Origin of the sequence: Pseudomonas sp. St386 (genome assembly GCF_018325865.1) — a bacterium.
Taxonomy (GTDB): domain Bacteria; phylum Pseudomonadota; class Gammaproteobacteria; order Pseudomonadales; family Pseudomonadaceae; genus Aquipseudomonas; species Aquipseudomonas brassicacearum.
On the sequence record NZ_AP021900.1, the window covers coordinates 5,817,123 to 5,841,377 of the forward strand.

The 24,255-nt window shown below is 61.3% G+C and carries 20 protein-coding genes; 16 read left to right on the plus strand and 4 right to left on the minus strand.

Annotated features, from left to right (window positions below):
* The first annotated feature begins 24 nt into the window (after positions 1–24).
* Positions 25–342, plus strand: coding sequence for a Rieske (2Fe-2S) protein (locus KI235_RS25740; RefSeq protein ID WP_028237086.1), 318 nt, complete (start codon positions 25–27; stop codon positions 340–342).
* Here the strand turns inward: KI235_RS25740 and sfsA are convergent.
* Both sfsA and KI235_RS25750 read right to left on the minus strand, forming a co-directional pair.
* Positions 298–1,044, minus strand: a complete 747-nt coding sequence (gene sfsA, locus KI235_RS25745; protein ID WP_039014126.1) for a DNA/RNA nuclease SfsA — start codon at positions 1,042–1,044, stop codon at positions 298–300. The genes KI235_RS25740 and sfsA overlap by 45 nt on opposite strands.
* Positions 1,044–2,216 (minus strand): pyridoxal phosphate-dependent aminotransferase, encoded by a 1,173-nt coding sequence (locus tag KI235_RS25750; RefSeq protein WP_027912140.1) that lies wholly within the window; start codon positions 2,214–2,216, stop codon positions 1,044–1,046. Before KI235_RS25750 ends, sfsA begins: the two co-directional genes overlap by 1 nt.
* 351 nt (positions 2,217–2,567) lie before the next feature.
* On the opposite strand from KI235_RS25750, the gene dksA reads away from it, so the two are divergent.
* The 15 genes from dksA to KI235_RS25825 all read left to right on the plus strand — a co-directional run bounded on the left by dksA (position 2,568) and on the right by KI235_RS25825 (position 22,659).
* Positions 2,568–3,011, plus strand: a complete 444-nt coding sequence (dksA, locus tag KI235_RS25755; protein WP_003205639.1) for an RNA polymerase-binding protein DksA — start codon at positions 2,568–2,570, stop codon at positions 3,009–3,011.
* 251 nt (positions 3,012–3,262) lie between these two features.
* On the plus strand, positions 3,263–4,132 hold the full coding sequence (gene gluQRS / locus KI235_RS25760; protein ID WP_212795885.1) for a tRNA glutamyl-Q(34) synthetase GluQRS: 870 nt from the start codon (positions 3,263–3,265) through the stop codon (positions 4,130–4,132).
* Between the two features lie 78 nt (positions 4,133–4,210).
* A complete protein-coding gene (locus KI235_RS25765) occupies positions 4,211–4,387 on the plus strand; it encodes a hypothetical protein (RefSeq protein WP_003176118.1) in 177 nt (58 codons plus the stop codon).
* The gene (locus tag KI235_RS25770; protein ID WP_003205642.1) at positions 4,371–7,325 is read left to right on the plus strand and encodes a sensor histidine kinase; all 2,955 of its coding nucleotides are present in this window, start codon (positions 4,371–4,373) and stop codon (positions 7,323–7,325) included. The genes KI235_RS25765 and KI235_RS25770 overlap by 17 nt, the downstream gene beginning before the upstream one ends.
* Before the next feature lie 22 nt (positions 7,326–7,347).
* A complete protein-coding gene (locus KI235_RS25775; protein ID WP_003205644.1) occupies positions 7,348–8,778 on the plus strand; it encodes a sigma-54 dependent transcriptional regulator in 1,431 nt (476 codons plus the stop codon).
* Positions 8,779–9,494: 716 nt separating this feature from the next.
* On the plus strand, positions 9,495–10,892 hold the full coding sequence (locus KI235_RS25780; RefSeq protein WP_003205647.1) for a polynucleotide adenylyltransferase PcnB: 1,398 nt from the start codon (positions 9,495–9,497) through the stop codon (positions 10,890–10,892).
* 3 nt (positions 10,893–10,895) lie between these two features.
* On the plus strand, positions 10,896–11,381 hold the full coding sequence (folK, locus tag KI235_RS25785; protein WP_013694225.1) for a 2-amino-4-hydroxy-6-hydroxymethyldihydropteridine diphosphokinase: 486 nt from the start codon (positions 10,896–10,898) through the stop codon (positions 11,379–11,381).
* A 365-nt stretch (positions 11,382–11,746) separates the two neighbouring features.
* On the plus strand, positions 11,747–12,547 hold the full coding sequence (gene panB / locus KI235_RS25790; RefSeq protein WP_003205650.1) for a 3-methyl-2-oxobutanoate hydroxymethyltransferase: 801 nt from the start codon (positions 11,747–11,749) through the stop codon (positions 12,545–12,547).
* Positions 12,544–13,404: a pantoate--beta-alanine ligase gene (gene panC, locus KI235_RS25795; protein WP_212795357.1), complete on the plus strand. Its 861-nt coding sequence runs from the start codon at positions 12,544–12,546 to the stop codon at positions 13,402–13,404. Before panB ends, panC begins: the two co-directional genes overlap by 4 nt.
* A gap of 217 nt (positions 13,405–13,621) precedes the next feature.
* On the plus strand, positions 13,622–14,002 hold the full coding sequence (panD, locus tag KI235_RS25800) for an aspartate 1-decarboxylase (protein WP_003205654.1): 381 nt from the start codon (positions 13,622–13,624) through the stop codon (positions 14,000–14,002).
* Positions 14,003–14,324: 322 nt separating this feature from the next.
* Positions 14,325–15,989, plus strand: a complete 1,665-nt coding sequence (gene pgi, locus KI235_RS25805) for a glucose-6-phosphate isomerase (protein ID WP_003205656.1) — start codon at positions 14,325–14,327, stop codon at positions 15,987–15,989.
* Between the two features lie 223 nt (positions 15,990–16,212).
* On the plus strand, positions 16,213–18,150 hold the full coding sequence (gene acs / locus KI235_RS25810; RefSeq protein ID WP_013694226.1) for an acetate--CoA ligase: 1,938 nt from the start codon (positions 16,213–16,215) through the stop codon (positions 18,148–18,150).
* A 140-nt stretch (positions 18,151–18,290) separates the two neighbouring features.
* Positions 18,291–19,307, plus strand: a complete 1,017-nt coding sequence (locus KI235_RS25815; protein ID WP_212795358.1) for a class I SAM-dependent methyltransferase — start codon at positions 18,291–18,293, stop codon at positions 19,305–19,307.
* Between the two features lie 120 nt (positions 19,308–19,427).
* Positions 19,428–22,361, plus strand: a complete 2,934-nt coding sequence (locus tag KI235_RS25820; RefSeq protein WP_039014135.1) for a DUF748 domain-containing protein — start codon at positions 19,428–19,430, stop codon at positions 22,359–22,361.
* A gap of 1 nt (position 22,362) precedes the next feature.
* Positions 22,363–22,659 carry a DUF2845 domain-containing protein gene (locus KI235_RS25825; RefSeq protein ID WP_003205663.1) on the plus strand — a complete coding sequence of 99 codons (297 nt, stop codon included), beginning with the start codon at positions 22,363–22,365 and terminating at the stop codon, positions 22,657–22,659.
* A 328-nt stretch (positions 22,660–22,987) separates the two neighbouring features.
* Here the strand turns inward: KI235_RS25825 and KI235_RS25830 are convergent, their stop codons facing one another.
* Positions 22,988–23,341, minus strand: coding sequence for a BON domain-containing protein (locus KI235_RS25830; RefSeq protein ID WP_003205664.1), 354 nt, complete (start codon positions 23,339–23,341; stop codon positions 22,988–22,990).
* Between the two features lie 272 nt (positions 23,342–23,613).
* Complete coding sequence (locus KI235_RS25835) at positions 23,614–24,039, minus strand: pilin (protein ID WP_013694230.1); 426 nt, start codon at positions 24,037–24,039, stop codon at positions 23,614–23,616.
* Between the last annotated feature and the right edge of the window lie 216 nt (positions 24,040–24,255).

A 24,255-nucleotide genomic window follows, 5' to 3' on the forward strand; every position in this document is an offset into this window, starting at 1 on the left:
ACTCCGACAAATATTGAGACACACATGAAGTTTCTTTGTACCGCCGCCCAATTGCCTGACAACGGCAGTCGCGGCTTCGATATGGATGGGCGCAAAGTACTGGTCGTGCGGCGCGCCGGCCAGGTCTATGCCTATCTCAACCGCTGCCCGCACCGGGGCGTACCGCTGGAATGGCAACCCGACCAGTTCCTCGACCCCAGCGCCAGTCTGATCCAGTGCGCCACTCACGGCGCACTGTTTCTGATCGAAAGCGGCGAATGCGTAGCCGGCCCCTGCGCCGGTCAGTTCCTCGCTGCGCTAGACAGCCGGGAGGACGAGCAAGGCATCTGGGTCGAGCTCTAGCAATACCGGCAACGCACGGTCCACCCACATCTGCTCGGACGTCAGCGTGACCCCATAGGCCAGCACCTCCACACCCGCCGCCACCGCATCACGCAAGGCCGCGGCGTACACCGGGTCGATTTCCTGTGCCGGGCGCACCGCTTCGATGCCGCTCAGGTTCACACAATACAGCTGCACCGCCCGCACACCTTCCCGGGCCAGGCAGGCGAGCTCCCTCAGGTGCTTGGCCCCGCGCAGGGTCACCGCATCGGGAAACGCCGCCACATTCGTGCCATCGAAACCCAGAGTGACACTTTTGACTTCGACCCAGGCCGAGCCTTGATCGTAGTCCAGGCGAAAATCGATGCGGCTGTTTTCCACCCCATAAGCCACTTCACGCTTGAGCCCGGTAAACCCGCTCAGTTCGCTGATGACCCCGGCGCGCAAGGCTTCTTCGATCAACGCGTTGGCCCGCGCGGTATTGATGCAGGCGAGCCGCCCTTGAGGGGTTTCGCCGATTTCCCAGGTGCCGGGCAACTTGCGCTTGGGGTCGCTGGAGCGACTGAACCAGACACGCGCGCCTTCAGCCATGCAATTGAGCATCGAGCCGGTGTTGGGGCAGTGAATAGTGAGCAGTTCGCCATGAACGGTCTCGATATCGGCGAGAAAACGCTTGTAACGTCGAATCAAGCGACCTTCTTCCAACGCAGGGAAAAAATGCATCAGCCTTGCCAGCTCCGTAGTCCGCGTTCGATTCGTGCCACCGCTTCCTGTAGCCGCGGCAGGCTCTGGGTGTAGGCGAAGCGCACGTGGTGGCCGGCCTGATGACGGCCGAAATCCAGGCCCGGTGTAAAGGCCACGTGTTCGGTCTCCAGGAAGTGCTGGCAGAACGCAAAGGCATCGCCGCCGAACGCACTGATGTCGGCATAGAGGTAAAACGCCCCTTCCGGCTCCACCGCAATACCGAAGCCCAATTCACGCAAGGCCGGCAGTAGAAAGTCACGGCGCCGCGCAAACTCGGCCCGTCGCTGCTCGAAGATCTCGATGGTCGCCGGCTCGAAACAGGCCAGGGCGGCGTACTGGGCCATGCTCGGCGCACTGATGTAGAGGTTCTGCGCGAGCTTTTCCAGCTCGCCGACAGCCGCCGAAGGGGCCACCAGCCAGCCAAGTCGCCAGCCGGTCATGCCGAAATACTTGGAGAAACTGTTAAGGACAAAGGCATCGTCATCGACTTCCAGCACGCTGGCGGCGTCGGTGCCGTAGGTCAGGCCGTGATAGATCTCGTCCACCACCAGATGGCCGTTGTGGCCCTTGATGGCCTTGGACAGCCCCGCCAGCTCGTCCCGGGTGAGAATCGTCCCGGTCGGGTTGGCCGGTGAGGCCACCAACGCACCGACGCTGTCCTGATCCCAATAGCGGTTCACCAGGTCTGGCGTCAATTGGTAACGCACATCCGGCCCCACCGGCACCAATTGCGCCGCCCCTTCGACCAGGCGCAGGAAATGACGGTTGCACGGATAACCGGGGTCGGCCAGCAGCCAATGCTTGCCTGGGTCCACCAGCAAGGCGCTGGCCAGCAGCAACGCGCCGGACCCGCCCGGAGTCACGAGGATGCGCCTGGGGTCAATCTCCACCCCGTAGCGCTGGCCGTAGAAACCGGCGATGGCCTCGCGCAGCTCGGGGATGCCACGGGCCGCGGTGTAACGGGTCTTGCCCGCCGCCAGCGCGGCCTGGCCGGCCTGGATGATTGGCTCGGCGGTGGTGAAGTCCGGTTCGCCGATCTCCAGGTGGATGACGTCATGCCCGGCGGCCTGCAGTTCGTTGGCACGGGCCAGCAACGCCATCACATGGAAAGGTTCGATGGCGCGGCTGCGCGCACTGTAGGGCTGAGCCATTGGCCTTCCTTCAGGGGGAAAAAGAACCGATTCTACCCAACTCTCCAGCCAAGTCAGAAACAACTGCGGGAACGCGCGCGAACCGCAAGTGGTCTGAGCCCGTGAATTGCAGGAAATGACTCCCGCGATTGGCCCAGGCTTGACTAGAATCAAGCATTGAGCAGGTTTAAATCCCCACCGAAGCGAACCCCGCCACGTTTTACAGGCCTCGGTCGCCGCAGGCTCGACAACCGGGAGTAGCGCGGCCCGATTTGATCTGGTAAGTTCGCCCGCTTGCAGCCGCAGGGCCGGCAGGTGTCGGTGATGGAGCAATCCTGCGTAGTGGATTACAAGAGTAGAGGCGGTCCATTCATGCCCACCCAAGCAAAGCAAAATCAAAATCAGTCGCTCAGCGGGTTTGAGCCTTACGTCCCGCAAGCTGGCGAAGAGTACATGGGCGCCCCCATGCGCGCGCACTTCACCAAGATCCTGAACAAGTGGAAACAGGACTTGATGCAGGAAGTCGACCGCACCGTGGATCACATGAAAGACGAAGCGGCCAACTTCCCCGACCCGGCCGACCGTGCCAGTCAGGAAGAAGAGTTCAGCCTCGAACTGCGCGCCCGTGATCGCGAGCGCAAGCTCATCAAGAAAATCGACAAGACCCTGCAGTTGATCGAAGACGAAGAATACGGTTGGTGCGAGTCCTGCGGCATCGAGATCGGCATTCGCCGCCTGGAAGCCCGCCCGACAGCCGATCTGTGCATCGACTGCAAGACCCTGGCGGAAATCAAGGAAAAACAGGTCGGCAAGTAACTGCCGGGGCTGTCACCGAAACGGAGCGTTCATACGCTCCGTTTTTTGTTTCCGATACCGTCTCCAAGTCTGGCGCCTCCTTGTGGGAGCGAGCCTGCTCGCGAAAGCGGTGGGTCAGCCAGCCTTGATGTGACAGATACACCGCTATCGCGAGCAGGCTCGCTCCCACAGGGGATACGCTTCATTGTCGAAATTGTATGCCTACCGCTCAGACTCAGTAACATTCGCCCTATGACTGCCACCGCCCCTACATCGGCCGCTTCGCCCCCACCCCCAGCGGCCACTTGCACTTCGGTTCACTGGTCGCCGCACTGGCGTCGTACCTGGATGCCCGCGCCGTGGGCGGGCGTTGGTTGCTGCGCATGGAGGACCTCGACCCGCCCCGGGAAGAACCGGGCGCGCAAGCGGCGATTCTCAAGGCACTGGAAAGCTACGGGTTCGAATGGGACGGCGAGATGGTTCGCCAGAGCGAGCGCCATGACGCCTACGATCAGGTCATCAACCGGCTGTTCAGCCAGGGCCTGGCCTACGCCTGCACCTGTTCGCGCAAGCAACTGGAGGCGTACCAGGGCATTTATCCGGGGCTGTGCCGCAATGCCGGGCACAGCACCGAGGACGCCGCCATCCGCCTGCGCGTCCCCGAGCTTGAGTACCACTTCACCGACCGGGTCCAGGGCGAGTTCCGCCAGCACCTGGGCCGTGAGGTCGGTGACTTCGTGATCCGCCGCCGTGACGGGCTCTACGCCTATCAATTGGCCGTGGTCCTGGACGACGCCTGGCAAGGGGTGACCGATATCGTGCGCGGCGCCGACCTGCTGGACTCCACGCCGCGCCAGCTCTACCTGCAAGAACTGCTCGGGTTGCCGCAACCGCGTTACCTGCACGTGCCGCTGATCACCCAGCCTGATGGGCACAAGCTCGGTAAATCCTACCGCTCACCGCCCCTGGCTGCCGATCAGGCCACGCCACTGCTGTTACGGGCGTTGCGCGCGCTGGGCCAGCAACCGGGCCTCGAACTGGTCGATGCCAGCCCACGGGAACTGCTGGCTTGGGGCATTCGCCACTGGGATGCAGGCAAGATCCCGCGCACACTGAGCCTGCCCGAAGCGCAAATACGTTGACGGCCCTTGCAGCTTGGCGCCCATCCGTTACCATCGCCGCACGTTTTTTGGGCACGCGCATAAATTAGAGAGGCCGGGATGTATATCTATCGCTTGGTCCTGCTCCTGGTAGTGGGGATTTATCTGTTCTCCCCGGCCATCATGGATTGGTGGATCGATGCCACGGGTGCCTGGTATCGGCCGTATCTGCTCTGGCTGATCCTGATTGTCGTGACCTTCATCCTGCAGAGCCAAAAAGATGCCGATGAGCTTTAGCCTGACCCAGATGGTCCTGATCAGCGCCGCCTACCTGGCAGTGCTGTTCGGCGTAGCCTGGATCAGCGAACGAGGCATGATCCCCCGGGCGATCATCCGCCACCCGCTGACCTACACCCTGTCGCTGGGTGTCTATGCCAGCGCATGGGCGTTCTATGGCACGGTCGGGCTGGCCTATCAGTACGGCTATGGTTTCCTCTCCAGTTACCTCGGCGTATCGGGCGCGTTCCTGCTGGCGCCGGTGTTGCTCTATCCGATCCTGAAAATCACCCGCACCTACCAACTGTCGTCGCTGGCCGACCTGTTCGCCTTTCGCTTTCGCAGCACCTGGGCCGGCGCGCTGACCACGATCTTCATGCTGGTCGGGGTACTGCCGCTGCTGGCCCTGCAGATCCAGGCCGTGGCCGACTCCATCAGCATCCTGACCCGCGAGCCGGTGCAGCACCGGGTGGCGCTGAGCTTCTGCGTACTGATCATCCTGTTCACGATTTTCTTTGGTTCCCGACACATCGCCACACGGGAAAAACACGAAGGCCTGGTGTTCGCCATCGCTTTCGAATCGGTGATCAAGCTGATTGCCATCGGTGGTGTCGGTCTCTATGCCCTGTACGGCGTGTTCGACGGCCCACAACAGCTGGAAGTGTGGCTGCTGCAGAACCAGACAGCCCTCGCCGCCCTGCATACGCCCTTGCAGGAAGGCCCATGGCGCACGCTGTTGCTGGTGTTCTTCGCATCGGCCATCGTGATGCCGCACATGTACCACATGACCTTTACCGAAAACCTCAACCCGCGCTCGCTGGTAAGCGCCAGTTGGGGCCTGCCGCTGTTCCTGCTGCTGATGAGCCTGGCGGTACCGCTGATCCTCTGGGCCGGCTTGAAGCTGGGCGCCAGTACCAATCCGGAATACTTCACCCTGGGTATCGGCATCGCCGCCAACAGCAAGGCCCTGGCGTTGCTGGCCTATGTCGGCGGCCTGTCGGCGGCCAGCGGCTTGATCATCGTCACCACGCTGGCATTGTCGGGCATGGCCCTCAACCACCTGGTGCTGCCGCTCTACCAACCACCGGCCGAAGGCAATATCTACCGCTGGCTGAAATGGACACGGCGGGCGCTGATCGTCGCGATCATCATGGCCGGCTACGGTTTTTACCTGATGCTGGGTGAGGGACAGGACCTGGCCAACCTGGGCATCGTCGCCTTCGTTGCCACCTTGCAGTTCCTGCCCGGCGTGCTGTCGGTGCTGTATTGGCCGACCGCCAACCGCCGTGGCTTCATCGCCGGCCTGTTGGCAGGGATCCTGGTGTGGCTGGTCGCGATGCTGTTGCCGCTGATGGGCAACCTGCAGGGCTTCTATATTCCGCTGCTGAACATGATCTACGTGCTCGACGACACCAGTTGGCATATGGCGGCCATCGCCTCTTTGGCGGCAAACGTGCTGATGTTCACCCTGATCTCGCTGTTCACCAACGCCAGCAGCGAAGAGGCCAGCGCCGCCGAAGCCTGCGCGGTGGACAACGTCCGCCGCCCGCAGCGCCGCGAGCTGCACGCCGCCTCGCCCCAGGAATTCGCCACGCAACTGGCCAAGCCCTTGGGCGCCAAGGCCGCGCAAAAGGAAGTCGAACAGGCCCTGCGCGACCTCTACCTGCCCTTCGATGAACGTCGTCCGTATGCTCTGCGTCGTCTGCGGGACCGGATCGAGGCCAACCTGTCCGGCCTGATGGGTCCCAGCGTGGCCCAGGACATGGTCGAGACATTCCTGCCCTACAAGGCCGGCGGCGAGAACTACGTCACCGAAGACATCCACTTCATCGAAAGCCGCCTCGAGGATTACCATTCGCGCCTCACCGGCCTTGCCGCCGAATTGGACGCCTTGCGCCGTTACCATCGCCAGACCCTGCAGGAACTGCCGATGGGCGTGTGCTCCCTGGCCAAGGACCAGGAAATCCTGATGTGGAACAAGGCCATGGAAGAACTGACCGGGATCGCGGCCCAGCGCGTGGTCGGTTCACGCCTGAGCACCCTGGGCGAGCCGTGGAAAGGCTTGCTGCAAGGCTTCATCAACCTGCCGGACGAGCACCTGCACAAACAGCACCTGGCCCTCGACGGCCAGACCCGTTGGCTGAACCTGCACAAGGCGGCGATCGACGAGCCGTTGGCGCCGGGTAACAGCGGCCTGGTGCTGCTGGTCGAAGACCTGACCGATACCCAGATGCTCGAAGACAAGCTGGTCCACTCCGAACGACTGGCAAGCATCGGCCGGCTGGCCGCCGGGGTGGCCCACGAAATCGGCAACCCGATCACCGGCATCGCCTGCCTGGCGCAGAACCTGCGCGAAGAGCGCGAGGACGACGGCGAGCTGACGGAAATCAGCGGCCAGATCCTCGAACAGACCAAGCGCGTGTCGCGCATCGTCCAATCACTGATGAGCTTCGCCCATGCCGGCGGTCACCAGCACAATGACGAGCCCGTCTGTCTGGCCGAAGTGGCCCAGGATGCCATTGGTCTGCTGGCGCTCAACCGGCGCAATTTCGAGGTGCAATTCTTCAACCTGTGCGATCCGGACCATTGGGTCGATGGCGACCCCCAGCGGCTCGCCCAGGTGTTGATCAACCTGCTATCCAACGCGCGGGACGCCTCACCGGCCGGCAGCGCGGTGCGGGTCAAGAGTGAAGCCTTCGAACACACGGTCGACCTGATCGTCGAAGACGAAGGCAGCGGTATCCCACAGAACATCATGGACCGATTGTTCGAACCTTTCTTCACCACCAAGGATCCTGGCGAAGGCACCGGTCTGGGCCTCGCACTGGTCTATTCCATCGTTGAAGAGCATTATGGACAAATCACCATCGACAGCCCGGCCGATGTACAAAGCCAACGCGGCACCCGTATCCGGGTGACCTTGCCGCGTCATGTCGAAGCGACGTCCGCTGTGAACTGAGACCGTCGAGAGAATCGAATCAATGCCGCACATTTTGATCGTCGAAGACGAAACAATTATCCGCTCCGCCTTGCGCCGCCTGCTGGAACGCAACCAGTACCAGGTCAGCGAAGCCGGTTCAGTGCAGGAAGCACAAGAACGTTTCAGCATTCCCACGTTTGACCTGATCGTCAGCGACCTGCGCCTGCCTGGCGCCCCGGGTACCGAGCTGATCAAGCTCGGCCAGGGCACACCCGTGCTGATCATGACCAGTTACGCCAGCCTGCGCTCGGCGGTCGACTCCATGAAAATGGGTGCGGTGGACTACATCGCCAAACCGTTCGACCACGATGAGATGCTCCAGGCCGTGGCCCGCATCCTGCGTGACCGACAGGCGGCGACCAGTAACCCGGCGGAACCCGCCGGCAAGGCCAGTGCCTCGGCGAAAGCCGGCGCCAGCAACAATAATGGCGAAATTGGCATCATCGGTTCCTGCCCGCCCATGCAGGACCTGTACAGCAAGATCCGCAAGGTGGCACCGACCGACTCCAATGTCCTGGTCCAGGGCGAGTCCGGTACCGGCAAGGAGCTGGTAGCCCGCGCCCTGCACAATCTGTCACGCCGGGCCAAGGCGCCGATGATCTCGGTGAACTGCGCGGCGATCCCGGAAAGCCTGATCGAGTCCGAACTGTTCGGTCATGAGAAAGGTGCGTTCACCGGCGCCAGCGCCGGGCGCGCAGGCTTGGTGGAAGCGGCGGACGGCGGCACGCTGTTCCTCGATGAAATCGGCGAGTTGCCGCTGGAAGCCCAGGCGCGGTTGCTGCGGGTGCTTCAGGAAGGCGAAATCCGCCGGGTCGGCTCGGTGCAGTCGCAAAAAGTCGACGTCCGCCTGATCGCGGCTACCCACCGTGACCTCAAGAGCCTGGCGAAGATCGGCCAGTTCCGCGAAGACTTGTATTACCGCTTGCACGTGATCGCCTTGAAGCTGCCCGCCCTGCGCGAGCGTGGCGCGGACGTCAATGAAATCGCCCAGGCATTCCTGGCTCGCCAGAGCGCGCGGGTCAACCGCACCGACCTCAAGTTCGCCCCGGACGCCGAGCAGGCCATTCGTCATTACGCCTGGCCGGGTAACGTTCGCGAGCTGGAAAACGCGGTCGAGCGGGCGGTGATCCTGTGCGAGAGCCCGGAAATCTCGGCCGACCTGCTGGGCATCGACATCGAACTGAGTGACCTGGACGACGAAGAGTTCATCGGCCTGGCCCCGCAACAGGGCGGCGCTGCCAACAACAGCCACGAACCCACCGAAGACCTGTCCCTGGAGGATTACTTCCAGCATTTCGTCCTGGAACACCAGGACCACATGACCGAGACCGAACTGGCACGCAAGCTGGGCGTAAGCCGCAAGTGCCTGTGGGAACGTCGCCAGCGCCTGGGAATTCCACGGCGCAAGACCGGAGCGACCAGCGAAAGCTGAGGTGTGGGGGTAACACCGCTGAATGTGAAAAAACTGTTACCTCAGCTTTTTCACGTAACAGAAGCCGGGGTTTACGGTAACGAAACCCCGGCTTTTTTTCGCCCCGAAAAAATGGTTATAACCCTAGAACCCCCGGTTTCGCTGGGCCTCGCAAAAGTTGGCACGCACCCTGCTATAGCTTTGGTACAAGAACAATAACAAGCAATGCAAAAGACAATAAAAATAAGACGAATCGACTCACGCACAATAAAAACAAGACGGCGAGAGGCGCAGCTAACTGATTCTTTTGGAGAGGCGTTGTATTTGGGGCTTGCCCCACAACCAGGCCGAGAACAATAAAAACTGTCTCAAGACAGGTGCCTGAACTGGTTGGATCGATTGATCACTGCAACACAGCGACCAAAGCAATCCGTTTGCTCTTGGCTCCCGATTGGGAGGGTCACAAAGGAAAAAACCTTGTGGCGTGGGCACTCAACAAAAACAAGAAGCCCGAAACCAATAATAAAAATAGAGCACGTAACTAATTCTGGGGGAGCTTCGGCTCCCCTTGTGGTTTCTGTCGTTCCGCCTCCCCGCAGCCTACAAGGCTTGTCGCTGAAGCTTGCAGCTCTAAACTGCTCCGTCCTACACCATCCCTCGACTAAATGCTAGAATCTCGGCCCATCATGCGGTCATTCTTCGTTTTTGGCCGAATATTCCTTCAAACAGTGCATCCCATGCTGAAGAAGCTGTTCCAGTCATTCCGTTCTCCCTTGCGTCGTACGCAACACATTCGCAGCACGCCTGAAGTGCTCAACAGCGGCCAGCATTCACTGCAAAAGGCCCAGTTCAGCCGTTATGCGGTGAACATCGTCGAACGTTTGCAGAACGCCGGTTACCAGGCTTACCTAGTCGGTGGCTGCGTGCGCGACATGCTGCTCAACATCACCCCCAAGGATTTCGACGTCGCCACCAGCGCCACGCCGGAACAGATACGGGCCGAATTTCGCAATGCGCGGATCATTGGCCGGCGCTTCAAGCTGGTCCACATTCACTTCGGCCGCGAAATCATCGAAGTGGCGACCTTCCGCGCCAATCATCCGCAAAACGATGAAGAGGAAGACAGCAACCAGTCTTCCCGCAACGAGAGCGGGCGCATCCTGCGCGATAACGTCTACGGCACGCTGGAGGAAGACGCGCAACGCCGCGACTTCACCATCAACGCCCTGTATTACGATCCGGTCAGCGAGCGCATCCTCGATTACGCCAACGGCGTACACGACATTCGCAATCGCCTGATCCGCCTGATTGGCGACCCCAAGCAGCGCTACCAGGAAGACCCGGTGCGAATGCTGCGGGCCGTGCGTTTCGCCGCCAAGCTGGATTTCGGCATCGAAAAACACAGCGCCGTGCCGATTCGCGAACTGGCGCCGATGCTGCGGGAAATCCCTTCGGCGCGCCTGTTCGAGGAAGTGCTCAAGCTGTTCCTGTCGGGCAACGCCGCAGACACCTTCGAGATGCTGGTGGACCTGCAGTTGTTCGATCCGCTGTTCCCCGCCAGTGCCGAGGCCCTGGAGCACAACCCGACCTACACCCACACCTTGATCAGCGAAGCACTGATCAACACCGACCTGCGCATCAAGCAGAACAAGCCGGTGACGCCTGCGTTCCTGTTCGCCGCGCTGCTCTGGCCTGCCCTGCCGGCCCGGGTGTTGCGCCTGCAAGAGCGTGGCATGCCGCCGATCCCGGCGATGCAGGAAGCAGCCCACGAGCTGATCGCCGAACAGTGCCAGCGCATCGCCATTCCAAAACGCTTCACGATGCCGATCCGCGAGATCTGGGACATGCAGGAACGCCTGCCACGGCGCAGCGGCAAACGTGCCGACCTGCTGCTGGACAACCCGCGTTTCCGCGCTGGCTACGACTTCCTGCTGCTGCGTGAAAGCGCGGGCGAGCAGACCGATGGCCTGGGCGAATGGTGGACCGATTACCAGGACGCCAACGACAGCGAGCGCCGCGACATGATTCGCGAACTCAGCGGCAAGGATGAAGGCGCCAGCGGCCCGCGCAAGCGCCGTCGCAGCAGCGGTGCCAAGCGCAAGCGTGCCGGTGTACCGAGCGCATCGGGCGAGTAATCGATGGAACGCATCTACATCGGCATGGGCAGCAACCTGGCGGAACCCGCCGAACAATTGCGCAGTGCCATCCAGGCGCTGGCGCAATTGCCCGATACCCAACTGGTGGGGGTCTCGGCGTTTTATCAAAGCGATTCCCTGCTGCCCGGCCAGCCGCGCTACACCAACGCGGTGGCGGCGCTGGACAGCCGCCTGGCACCGCTGGACCTGCTCGATGCGCTGCAAGCCATCGAAACCGGGCAGGGTCGAGAACGCCTGGAACGCTGGGGTCCGCGCACCCTGGACCTGGATATCCTGCTGTTCGGCGATCGCCTGATCGACGAGCCTCGCCTCAAGATCCCCCACTACCACATGCAGGCCCGGGCCTTCGTGCTGTATCCGCTGGCGGAACTGGCGCCCGCCGACCTGCACCTGGCCGATGGACGCTCACTCAAGGATCTGCTCGCGGCGTGCCCATTCGTTGGCCTGGAACGCTTGCCGCCTATCTGACGAAGACCATCCCCTGTGGGAGCGAGCTTGCTCGCGATAGCGGTGTAGCAATCGACATTTATATTGACTGGTCCGCCGCCATCGCGAGCAAGCTCGCTCCCACAGGATTCAGACCCGGCAGTCAGATCCGAAACACGCCTCTACGCTGAAACGCATCAGTAACCCCGGTAACACCCGGCGGTAACACATCCAATTGACTTCCCGAGAGCTCCTCACGACTATAGGCGTCCCGATGCCGCCAACGCGGCGTTTAAAGGGCGCAATCCAGGCCTTACAAGCACCACACATAGAGGGTGCGCCTGTATAGATGACGATTCATGCGCGTTACTCGCAGTAGCTCAAGAGCGCCTAATGAGGACTTTTTCATGCCAGCTATTACCCTGACCACGCTGCAAGGTCTCAAGCAAAAAGGTGAGAAAATCACCATGCTGACCTGCTATGACGCAACTTTCGCCCACGCCTGCAATGAGGCCGGTGTCGAAGTGTTGCTGGTGGGCGATTCCCTCGGCATGGTGCTGCAAGGTCACGACAGCACGCTGCCGGTGACCACCGCCGAGATGGCCTACCATGTGGCCGCCGTCAAACGCGGTAACACCGATGCACTGATTCTCGCCGACCTGCCATTCATGGCCTACGCCACCCTTGAACAAACCATGACCAACAGCGCCATGCTGATGCAGGCCGGTGCCCATATGGTCAAGGTCGAGGGTGCGTTGTGGCTGGCCGATTCGATTCGGTTGCTGGCCGAGCGGGGTATCCCAGTGTGCGCGCACATGGGACTGACCCCACAATCGGTCAATATCCTCGGTGGCTACAAGGTCCAGGGCCGCAATGAGAACCAGGCGCGGCAGATGCGCGCCGATGCGATTGCGCTGGAGCAGGCTGGCGCGGCGATGTTGCTGCTCGAATGCGTGCCCAGCGAGTTGGCGGAAGAAATCACCCAGGCGGTGAAGATCCCGGTGATCGGGATCGGCGCCGGCCACGCCACCGACGGCCAGGTGCTGGTGCTGCACGACATGCTCGGGCTGTCGATCACCGGTCGCGTGCCCAAGTTCGTGAAGGACTTCATGGCAGGGCAAACGTCCATCCAGGGCGCCCTGAGTGCCTATGTCGCTGAGGTCAAGGCCGCGACCTTCCCTGGCGTCGAACACGGGTTTTCTGCATGAACACCGTCAAAACCGTACGCGAACTGCGGGCCGCCGTGGCCCGTGCCCGCGGCGAAGGCAAACGCATTGCCTTCGTGCCGACCATGGGCAACCTGCACAGCGGCCACGTGGCGCTGGTCACCAAGGCCGCGCAACGGGCCGACTTCGTGGTGGCGAGCATTTTCGTCAACCCCCTGCAATTCGGTGCCGGCGAAGACCTGGACAAATACCCCCGCACCCTGGCGGCCGACCAGGAGAAACTGCTCCAGGCTGGCTGCCATCTGCTGTTCGCGCCCAGCGTCGAAGAGATGTACCCCGACGGCATGGCCGGGCAGACCCGGGTCAGCGTCCCGCAATTGTCCGAAGGCTTGTGCGGCGCCAGCCGTCCAGGGCATTTCGAAGGTGTGGCGACAGTGGTCAGCAAGCTGTTCAACATGGTCCAGCCTGACCTGGCGGTGTTTGGCCAGAAAGACTACCAGCAACTGGCAGTGATCCGCGCACTGGTCCATGACCTGAACATGCCGATCCAGATCATCGGCGAGCCGACCGTTCGCGCCGAGGATGGCCTGGCGCTGTCCTCGCGCAACGGCTTCCTCAGCCCGGATCAACGCGCCGTCGCGCCCGTGGTCTATCGCGTCCTGAGCCAGATCGCCGAGGCCATCAAACAGGGTCGACGAGATTTCCCGGCGCTGATCGGTGAGCAGATCAAGCAACTTGAAGCTGCCGGCCTGCGTCCTGATTACCTGGAGATCCGTCACGCCAAGACCTTGCGCCCGGCATTGAACGAGGACCGTGACCTGGTGATTCTGGTGGCGGCCTTCCTCGGTACCACGCGCCTGATCGACAACCTGCACCTGGACCTCGACAACCCCGCCTGAACCCACACCCGCCCCAATCTGGGGATGGGCCTTGTGGGAGCAAAGCTTGCTCGCGATAGCGGTCTGATATTCGACATACGTGTCGAATTTGACCACGTCATCGCGAGCAAGCTTTGCTCCCACATACAGACTGCACTTGCAAATCCCTCGCGTATTGCCGCCCCACAAGCCTTCAGGCAGACTGCCCGCCGTTCGGACTCGACCAGAGGAAAAATACATGCACGCCATCATGCTCAAGGCCAAGCTGCATCGCGCCGAAGTCACTCACGCAGTGCTCGATTACGAAGGCTCCTGCGCCATCGATGGTGAGTGGCTGGACCTGTCGGGGATCCGTGAATACGAACAGATCCAGATCTACAACGTCGACAACGGCGAGCGCTTCACCACCTACGCCATCCGTGGCGAGGAAGGTTCGCGGATGATCTCGGTGAACGGCGCCGCAGCGCACAAGGCCAAGGTCGGTGATCGTGTCATCATCTGCGCCTATGCCCACTACAGCGAAGCCGAGCTGGTCAACTTCAAGCCGCGCATGCTGTACATGGCACCAGGCAATGAACTGAGCCACACCAGCAATGCGATTCCGGTACAGCTCGCCTGATCGAACCCGAACGATATCTGTGTACAAACCTGTGGGAGCAAAGCTTGCTCGCGATAGCAGTGTGTCAGGCGACATCCATGCAACGGGTCCATTGCAATCGCGAGCAAGCTTTGCCCCCACAGCGAACCATTTCCGCCCCCTGTTGTATAAAAAAGTACCGGGAACCGGTCAGACAAAGTCAAGACAGATCGCAACGCGAGGTTTACTGTATCCGCGCTGCGTCCGGCGATCGTGTCGATGCAGTGTCCGGACGCCCACCTCGAGCCGCGCCGGAATTTTTAGTGTACAAAAGGTCGTTCAAGTAAAAAGGAAACCCGCAGCGATGGCGTATTACCGAACCCCTCATGACGTGACCGCTCTGCCAGCCTGGCAAGCGCTGAATGACCACCGCAAAGCCATGCAGGATTTCAGCATGCGCGAAGCGTTCAATGCCGATCCGCAGCGTTTTACTCAATTCACCCTGTCGAGCTGCGGCCTGTTTCTCGACTACTCGAAAAACCTGATCAACGCCCAGACCCGCGACCTGCTGGTGGGCCTGGCCAACGAAGTCGACCTCAAGGGCGCGATCAAGTCGCTGTTCGAAGGCGAAATCGTCAACGCCTCGGAAAACCGCCCTGCCCTGCACACCGCCCTGCGTCGGCCGGTGGGCGACAAGCTGCTGGTCAACGGCGTCAACGTGATGCCGGACGTGCACAAAGTGCTGAACCAGATCACCGACCTGGTGGGCCGCATTCACGACGGCCTGTGGCGCGGCTACACCGAAAAGCCGATCACCGACGTGGTGAACATCGGCATCGGTGGTTCTTTCCTCGGCCCGGAGCTGGTGTCCGAAGCGCTGTTGTCCTACGCGCAAAAAGGCGTTCGCTGCCACTACCTGGCGAACATCGACGGCAGTGAGTTCCATGAACTGACCATGAAGCTGCGCGCCGAGACCACGCTGTTCATCGTCTCGTCGAAATCCTTCAACACCCTCGAAACCCTGAAGAACGCCCAGGCCGCCCGCGCCTGGTACCTGGCCCAGGGTGGCTCCGAAGCGGAGCTGTATCGCCACTTCATCGCCGTGTCGAGCAACAACGCCGCCGCCGTGGCCTTCGGCATCCGCGAAGAAAACATCTTCCCGATGTGGGACTGGGTCGGCGGGCGTTACTCGCTGTGGTCGGCCATCGGCCTGCCGATCGCCCTGGCCATCGGCATGTCGAACTTCAAGGAATTGCTCTCCGGGGCCTATTCCATGGACCAGCATTTCCAGAGCGCCCCGTTCGAGCAGAACATGCCGGTGCTGCTGGCACTGCTGGGCGTGTGGTACGGCAACTTCTGGGGTGCGCAGAGCCATGCGATCCTGCCGTACGACCACTACCTGCGTAACATCACCAAGCATTTGCAGCAATTGGACATGGAATCCAACGGCAAGAGCGTGCGCCAGGACGGTACCCCGGTGTCGACCGACACGGGCCCGGTCATCTGGGGCGGCGTCGGCTGCAACGGTCAGCACGCTTACCACCAGTTGTTGCATCAGGGCACCCAGTTGATCCCGGCCGACTTCATCGTGCCGATCGTCAGCTTCAACCCGGTTTCCGATCATCACCAGTGGCTGTACGCCAACTGCCTGTCCCAGAGCCAGGCGCTGATGCTCGGCAAGACCCGCGCCGAAGCCGAAGCCGAGCTGCGGGACAAGGGCGCCAGCGAAGAAGAGGTGCAGAAACTGGCCTCCCACAAGGTGATCCCGGGCAACCGTCCGAGCAACACCCTGGTAGTCGAACGCATCAGCCCACGTCGCCTCGGCGCACTGGTGGCGCTGTATGAACACAAGGTGTTCGTGCAGAGCGTGGTCTGGGGCATCAACGCCTTCGACCAATGGGGCGTGGAGTTGGGCAAGGAACTGGGCAAGGGCGTCTACAACCGCCTGGTGGGCAGCGAAGAAAGCCTGGCCGAAGATGCTTCGACCCAGGGCTTGATCAACTACTTCCGCGGACGCCACCGCGGCTGATCCCTGGGTTTGCATTCCCCCTGTGGGAGCGGGTCTTGTGGGAGCAAAGCTTGCTCGCGATAGCGGTCTGATATCAACCTATGTGTTGAATGAGACGGCGTCATCGCGAGCAAGCTTTGCTCCCACGAGGCTCGCTCCCACAGTTGCTTTGTGCATGACTTGAACCCTCAGGCTACTGGGCGCATCTTTATATCTTGTCGCAAAACAAGAATAAGGAACCGTCATGTTCGATATCAGCCAGTACCCCCAAGCCGATGCCGTCCGCCGGGCTGCGCAACTGAGTCAGGACGAGTACAAGCGGCTCTACAAAGAATCCATCGAACACCCCAGCGCCTTCTGGGCCGAGCAGGCCACGCGCTTTCTCGACTGGATGACGCCCTGGCAAACCGTCCAGCGCTATGACCTCAAGAACGGCGACGCGACCTGGTTCGCCGGTGGCAAGCTGAACGTCAGCGCCAATTGCATCGACCGTCACCTGCAAACGCGCGGCGACCAGACGGCAATCATCTGGGAAGGCGACGACCCCGCCGAATCGGCAGAAATAACCTACAAAAAACTTCACAACCATGTGTGCCGCCTGGCCAACGTGCTGAAAAGCCGTGGCGTGAAGAAAGGCGACCGGGTCTGCATCTACATGCCGATGATCCCCGAGGCCGCCTACGCCATGCTCGCCTGTACCCGTATCGGCGCCGTGCATTCGGTGGTGTTCGGCGGTTTCTCACCGGACTCGCTGCGCGACCGGATTCTCGACGCCGATTGCCGCACCGTGATCACGGCGGACGAAGGTGTGCGCGGCGGGCGCTTCGTACCGCTCAAGCGTAACGTCGACAAGGCCTTGGAAAGTTGCCCGAACGTCAGCACCGTGCTGGTGGTCGAGCGCACCCAGGGTGAGGTGGGCTGGGTTGAGGGCCGTGACCTGTGGTACCACCAGGCCATGCACGAGATGAGCGACGACTGCCCACCGGAACCGATGGACGCCGAAGACCCGTTGTTCATCCTCTACACCTCCGGCAGCACTGGCAAACCCAAGGGCGTGCTGCACACCACGGGCGGTTATCTGCTGCAAGCGGCGATGACGTTCAAGTACGTGCTCGATTACCGCGACAACGAAGTGTTCTGGTGCACCGCCGATGTCGGCTGGGTCACCGGCCACAGCTACATCGTCTATGGCCCGCTGGCCAATGGCGCCACCACGCTGATCTTCGAGGGCGTGCCGAGCTACCCGAGCAGTTCGCGCTTCTGGCAGGTGATCGACAAGCATCAGGTCAACATCTTCTACACCGCACCGACCGCCCTGCGCGCGCTGATGCGCGAAGGTGCCGGACCGTTGCAGGAAACGTCCCGCAAAAGCCTGCGACTGCTCGGCACCGTTGGTGAGCCGATCAACCCGGAGGCGTGGGAATGGTATTTCAACACGGTAGGCGAACAACGCTGCCCGATTGTCGACACCTGGTGGCAGACCGAGACCGGCGGCATCATGCTCAGCCCGTTGGTGAGCGCCCCACGGCTCAAGCCAGGCTGCGCCACCCGGCCGATGTTCGGCGTGCAACCGGTCTTGCTGGATGAAGTGGGCAAGGAAATCAGCGGTGCCGGCAGCGGCGTACTGGCGATCAAATCCAGTTGGCCCGGGCAGATTCGCAGCGTCTACGGCGATCATCAACGCATGGTCGACACCTACTTCAAACCCTACCCCGGCTATTACTTCACCGGCGACGGCGCGCGCCGCGACGAAGACGGCGACTACTGGATCACCGGGCGCATCGACGACGTGATCAACGTCTCCGGGCATCGCATCGGCACCGCCGAAATCGAAAGCGCCCTGGTGCTGCACGACAACATTGCCGAAGCGGCCGTCGTCGGCTATCCCCACGACCTCAAGGGCCAGGGCATCTATGCCTTTGTCACGCCGATGAACGGTGTGGAGGCCAATGACGAGCTGAAGAAGGAATTGCTGGCCCACGTCAGCAAGGAAATCGGCAGCTTCGCCAAACCGGAACTGATCCAGTGGGCGCCAGCGTTGCCCAAGACCCGTTCGGGCAAGATCATGCGGCGCATCCTGCGCAAGATCGCCTGCAACGAACTCGATAGCCTCGGCGATACCTCGACCCTGGCCGATCCAAGTGTGGTGGAGGGGCTGATCGACAAACGCCTCAATCGCTGAGGATTCCTGTGGGAGCGAGCTTGCTCGCGATGGGGCCCTGTCAGTCCAGACCGCCATCGCGAGCAAGCTCGCTCCAACAGGGACCACGCCAGCCATAACTGCTAAACTCCCGCGCCTCATTTCTCTAAGGCGCGCCCGGCATGTCTTCCTTGAATCAGGCGCTGCGCGCCGCCCTCGACCAGCGCCAGGAGCTGCTCGGCCAACTGCACCAGCAAGGCACCGACTGCTATCGCCTGTTCCATGGCAGCCAGGAAGGCGCCCCCGGACTGACCATCGACCGCTACGGCCCGCAACTGCTGGTACAGAGCTTCCATCAGTCGCTGGAGCGCGACGACCTGCTGCAACTGCACGGCATCGTCAACGAAGAGCTGGGATTGGAGACTTTGTTGGTCTACAACGACCGCGCCCGGGGCAATTCGCGCGTCGACCGCCAGGACACCGTCTATCAGGCGGACGAGGCCGCCCTGCAAGACCTGGTCGGGCATGAATGGGGCTTGAATTATCGCGTACGCGGTCGCCATGCCGGGCAGGATCCACTGCTGTTTCTCGACCTGCGCAACGCCCGGGAATGGGTCAAGGCACACAGCCGCAACAAAAGCGTGCTGAACCTGTTCGCCTACACCTGCGGCGTCGGCCTGAGCGCTGCGGCCGGTGGTGCGCGGGAGGTGTGCAACCTGGACTTCGCCGAAGGCAACCTGGCGGTGGGCCGCGAGAACGGCCTGCTCAACCCCGATTTGCCGCCGATGGAGTTCGTGCAGTCGGACTACTTTCCGGCGATCCGCCAACTGGCCGGCCTGCCCATCAGCCAGCGGCGCGGACAGAAACTGCCCAGCTACGTGCGCCTGGAACAACGCCAGTACGACCTGGTGCTGCTCGACCCACCGGCCTGGGCCAAAAGTGCGTTCGGCACCGTCGACCTGTTGCGCGACTACCAAAGCCTGCTGAAACCGGCGCTGCTCACCACCGCCGACAATGGCGTGCTGATCTGCTGCAACAACCTGGCAAAAGTGCCCATGGACGACTGGCGCGAGCAGGTGTTGCGTTGCGCGGAAAAGGCCGGACGCCCGGTACGCGAGTGGAGCGTGCTGACGCCCGGCAGCGATTTCCCCTCCCGGGACCAGCAGCCACCGCTCAAGACTTTGGTGCTCCAGCTCTAAGCCAGACTCAGAATTCTTACTCGAAAAACGGACAAATCTCATAAATCACAGTGGCTTCGGAACCGTAAACGCATGCCATACTCCAAGGCATTCCGAATTCACACCAAGATGAAGCCGCACATGCCCAAAGGATTGATTCGCGCCATCGGCGCTCTGTTGACCGCACTGGCCCTCTATAGCCTGTTGGGCTTTCTGATTTTGCCGGGCATCGCCTTGCGCATCGCCAACCAGCAATTGGCCACCCTTGCGACGGTGCCGGCTCAGATCCAGCGCATCGAACTCAATCCCTTCAGCCTGGAAGTCACCCTCTGGGGCCTGAATATCGGCGAACCAGGCAAGGAACAGGTCGGCTTCGAACGGCTGTACGCCAATTTGCAACTCGACAGCTTGTGGTCCGGCGCCCTGCACCTGGTCGACATCGAGCTGGACAAGCCCAAGACCGAAGTGATGTTCGCCAAGGACGGTCAGTTGAACCTGCTGGGCCTGTTCAAGCTGCCGGCCAGCGAGCCGACGCCTGCCGACCCCGAGGCCAAGCCGTTCCCCCTGCGGGTCGACCGAATCAAGTTGGCCGGCGGCTATGTGCATTTCCAGGACCTGCGCCCCAGCGAACCCATTGAGTTTCTCTACGACACCCTCGATTTCGAGCTGAAGAATCTCAGCACCCTGCCCGACGACAACGCCGACATGACCCTGGTGGCTGCTGGCCCCGAAGGCGGACAGATCGACTGGACCGGTAATTTCAGCCTCACGCCGATTGCCTCCCAAGGCACGCTCAAAGTCACTGGCGGCCAAATGAAAGCCTGGTGGCCCTATGTGCGCGACGCCGTGCCGCTGGTTCTGGAAAACGGTGTCCTGAACCTCAGCACCGACTACAAGCTCAACCTGGCCAAGGGCACCGAACTGCTGCTCAACAACGTCGCGGTCAGTGTCGCGCCCTTCGCCATCAAGGCACCCGATGGCCGTCCACTGGTGAAGCTCGAACGCCTGGACGTGAGCGAAACCACGGTAGACCTGGCCAAGCAGCAAGTTATCGTGGGCAAGATCCGCAGCCAGAAGCTGGAAACCTGGGCCGCTCGCGAGGCAGACGGGCAGCTGGACTGGCAAAAACTCTTCGCCAGCCAGCCGACCAAACCGCAGGTCAAGGCTGAACCGACATCCGCCCCGGCAGCGGCTGACTCGCCAAAAGCTGAACCGGCACCGCCCAGCAAACCCTGGCAGGTGATGTTGAAGGACGTGCAGCTGCGCGACTATAAGGTGCACTTGGCTGACCGTCAGGCCCAGCCCGCCGTGGCACTGGAGGTCGGCCCGCTGAACCTCGACCTGCAGAACTACGACACCCTCAACGGCTCGCCCTTTACCCTCAAGCTGGACACCGGGATAGGCAAGCAGGGCAAGATCCTCGCCGACGGCGAGGTCAACCTGAACCCGATCACCGCCAAGCTCAAGGTCAAGACCCAGGACGTCGACCTGCGCGTCGCCCAGTCGTACATCAACCCGTTCATTCGCCTGGAGCTGCGCTCCGGGATGCTCGGCAGTGACCTGGCGGTCGACCTCAAAAGCACCGAACCGCTGGCATTTGCCGTCACCGGCCGCGCCCAGGTCGATCAGTTGCACACCCTCGACACGCTCAAGACCCGCGACTTCCTCAAGTGGCAGAGCCTGGTCCTCGAAGGCTTGAATTATCAGCACGGTGACAGCCTGTCCATCGACAAGGTCAACCTGTTCCAGCCGTATGCGCGCTTCATGATCAACGACGACCGCACCACCAACGTCGATGACCTGCTGATCCCGCAACCGGCCGACAGCGGCACGAAGAACACTGCGGCAAAACCGGCGTCCCAGGAAAAACCGCTGGGTATCCACATCGGTGGTATCGCCATCAATGACGGTTCGGCCAACTTCGCCGACTTCAGCCTGACGCCCAATTTCGCCACGGCCATCCAGCAGCTCAATGGCCAGATCGGCACCATCGACAGTCGCCAGGCCAAACCGGCCAGTGTCGACATCAAGGGCAAGGTCGATCGCTATGCACCGGTCACCATCAAAGGGGCGGTCAACCCCTTCGATCCGATGGCCAGCCTCGACATCGCCACCAGTTTCAAACGGGTCGAACTGACCACCCTGACGCCCTACTCCGGCAAGTTCGCCGGCTATCGCATCCGCAAGGGCCGGCTCAATCTCGACCTGCATTACCGGATCACCCAAGGCAAGCTCCAGGCGGAGAACAAAGTGGTGGTCGAGCAACTGCAACTGGGTGAGAAAGTCGACAGCCCGGACGCCGTGAGCCTGCCACTCAAATTGGCCGTCGCATTGCTGAAGGATTCCGACGGCAAGATTTCCATCGAGCTACCGGTGTCCGGCGATCTCAACGACCCGCAATTCAGTGTCATGCCGATCATCTGGCAGACCCTGCGCAACCTGGTGGTACGAGCGGCCCAGGCGCCGTTCAAGCTTATCGGTGGGCTGGTGGCCGGCGGCGGCTCGGAAGACCTGGGCAGCGTGGCGTTTGCGCCGGGCTCCAGCGACCTGAGCAAGGACAACGAAGGCACGCTGCTCAAACTGTCCGAGGCCCTTGGCAAACGTCCGGAGCTGCGTCTGGAGATCGAAGGCACCGCCGCCGAAAGCAGCGACGGCCCGCTGCTCGCCGCCCAGCGCCTGGAACGCGAATACCAGTACAACTACTACAAGATGCTGCAGCGTCGGGGCGACAAAGTTCCGGCCCAGGCCTCGCTGATACAGGTGCCGGAAGACGAAAAGGCGCCGCTGCTCGAAGGCATCTACCGCACCCGCCTCAAGACCCAACCGCCCGCCGAATGGACGCAATTGGACAAAAAGGCGCGCATCGAGAAACTGCGTGAAGGCGTGATCAAGTTCTGGAGCGGCAGCGACGTGCTCTTGCGTCAACTGGGACAGGAACGGGCCAGCAGCATCAAGGACTTCCTGGTGGACAAAGGCCAGTTGGCCGATGACCGCGTGTATTTCATCGACGCCAGCCTCGGCCAGGCCGAGAGCGATGGCCGGGTGATTACCCCGATGCATCTGGATGCCGAATAAGATGAAACCCTGGTTCGGGCTCTGCCTGGGTCTATTGCTGGCCGCCGGCCAGGCCGCGGCTGCCGACACGCTGCGTTGCGGCAGCCAGTTGATCAGCGTCGGTGACCGCTCCAGCGAAGTGCTGCAAAAGTGCGGGGAGCCAGCGGCGCGGGATGACCTGGGCTACAAGCGCAGTGTCAATCGCCGGGAGGAATACCCGGTGGAGGAATGGACCTACGGCCCCAACAGCGGCATGTATCAGTACCTGCGTTTCGAGGGGAATCGGCTGGTGCAGATCACCAGCAAGCGGGGGCGGTGAGCTTGTCCGCACAGATGTGTTGAATGTGCCGCCGCCATCGCGAGCAAGCTCGCTCCCACATTGTTTAGGGCGATCTCAAAATCCGTGTTCACCGCCGCCCCCGGTGGGAGCGAGCTTGCTCGCGATGGCGGCAACTCGGTTCTGACTCGTGTGCAAACGCTGACCCGCAGATTGATTCCCCAGAATAGAACAGGCCCCCGGCACGAATGCCGGGGGCCTGTAATGGCCACGTCCGTGTGGCCTTTCGCATGAACTCCAAAGCGACGGCAAACGTATATCCTGGCCCGCTTGCCGCGCCTTCTCCCAGTCCAGGCGAGAAGTCTTGGCCTTACTCGGCTTTCAGGCCGTCAGCCGATACGGCCTTGACGCCTTTGATTTTCTTGGCGATCGCCACAGCGGTGTCTTTTTGTGCATCAGTGACTTTGGTCATCGAAGACAGGGACACAACACCTTTGTTGGTTTCGACTTTGATATCAGTGCCTGGAATGCCTTTTTCGGTGACCAGGTCAGCTTTGACCTTGGTGGTGATCCAGGTATCGGAAACGTCTTCCTTGGCCTCTGTCACTTCGCCCGCAGCCAGCATCATTGGCGCCTGAGTTGCTTGAGTGGTCTCGGCGAATGCGCTAGCCATGGTCAGGGTCAGTGCGGTAGCAGCGGCGGCAGTGATAGCGAACTTCTTCATACGAGTAACTCCTGTTTTTCTCAAAAACTGCCGGAGGTGGATCCCGGCAGGGTTAGCAGGAGTAGTGCGAACGCTGTGCCAGCTTTTAACAATTAATTAATTTCTTATAAATCAGCAAGTTAAGCGAAACGGCAACTTTCGTGATCATGCAAAATGCATGAAACGGTGATTCTGGACATGCAACTTGCGGTTTTTTGGCCAACTTCTAAGCTTATGAATTGCGAAGGGTTTCTGTATCGAGGCAGTTCACTGCCTCGATACGTGCACTCAAATTACGGAGTCGTCGCTGCTGTACCTGTGCATCCAGCCGGCAGGAATTCCTGAGCGGCGGTCGAACCGCAGGTCCAAACGCCTTGAGTAGAACGCGTCAGGGTGATCGCTTTGCCAAGCACTGGAGCGGGTGCATTCAAAAGGGTACACGCGATGGTGCCCGCTCCGTCCGCTGCTGTTCCTGAAGCCGTCAAGGTGCAATTGCTGGTGGGCGAGGTCCCGCCGATGTTGGCCAACGTTGGATTGGTACCTTGATTCATGATGTCCTCAAACGGCACTTTCAACGCAGAGACCTCCGCCAGCCCCGCCGTGGCCTTGGCCCGCGCCTGATACTTCGAATATTGCGGCAACGCAAACGTCGCCAGAATACCGATGATCGCCACGACGATCAGCAGCTCGATCAAGGTAAAGCCACTCTGCTTATTCATAGACATCTCCCATGCATGAGTCGAAATCTCATGACCTGAAACGGCCATTGCAGGGCACATGCCAACCCTGAAACCCCATCACTCAAGGGATTTGAACCAGCACAACGGCAACGTCCTACCTCAACAACCGCACTATCTGACGTTTTTTGTCACCCTGCCCCGCTGGTTTGGCGTCGAGGCTTGACTAGGCTATAAGTCATGAACTGTTCGCCGCCA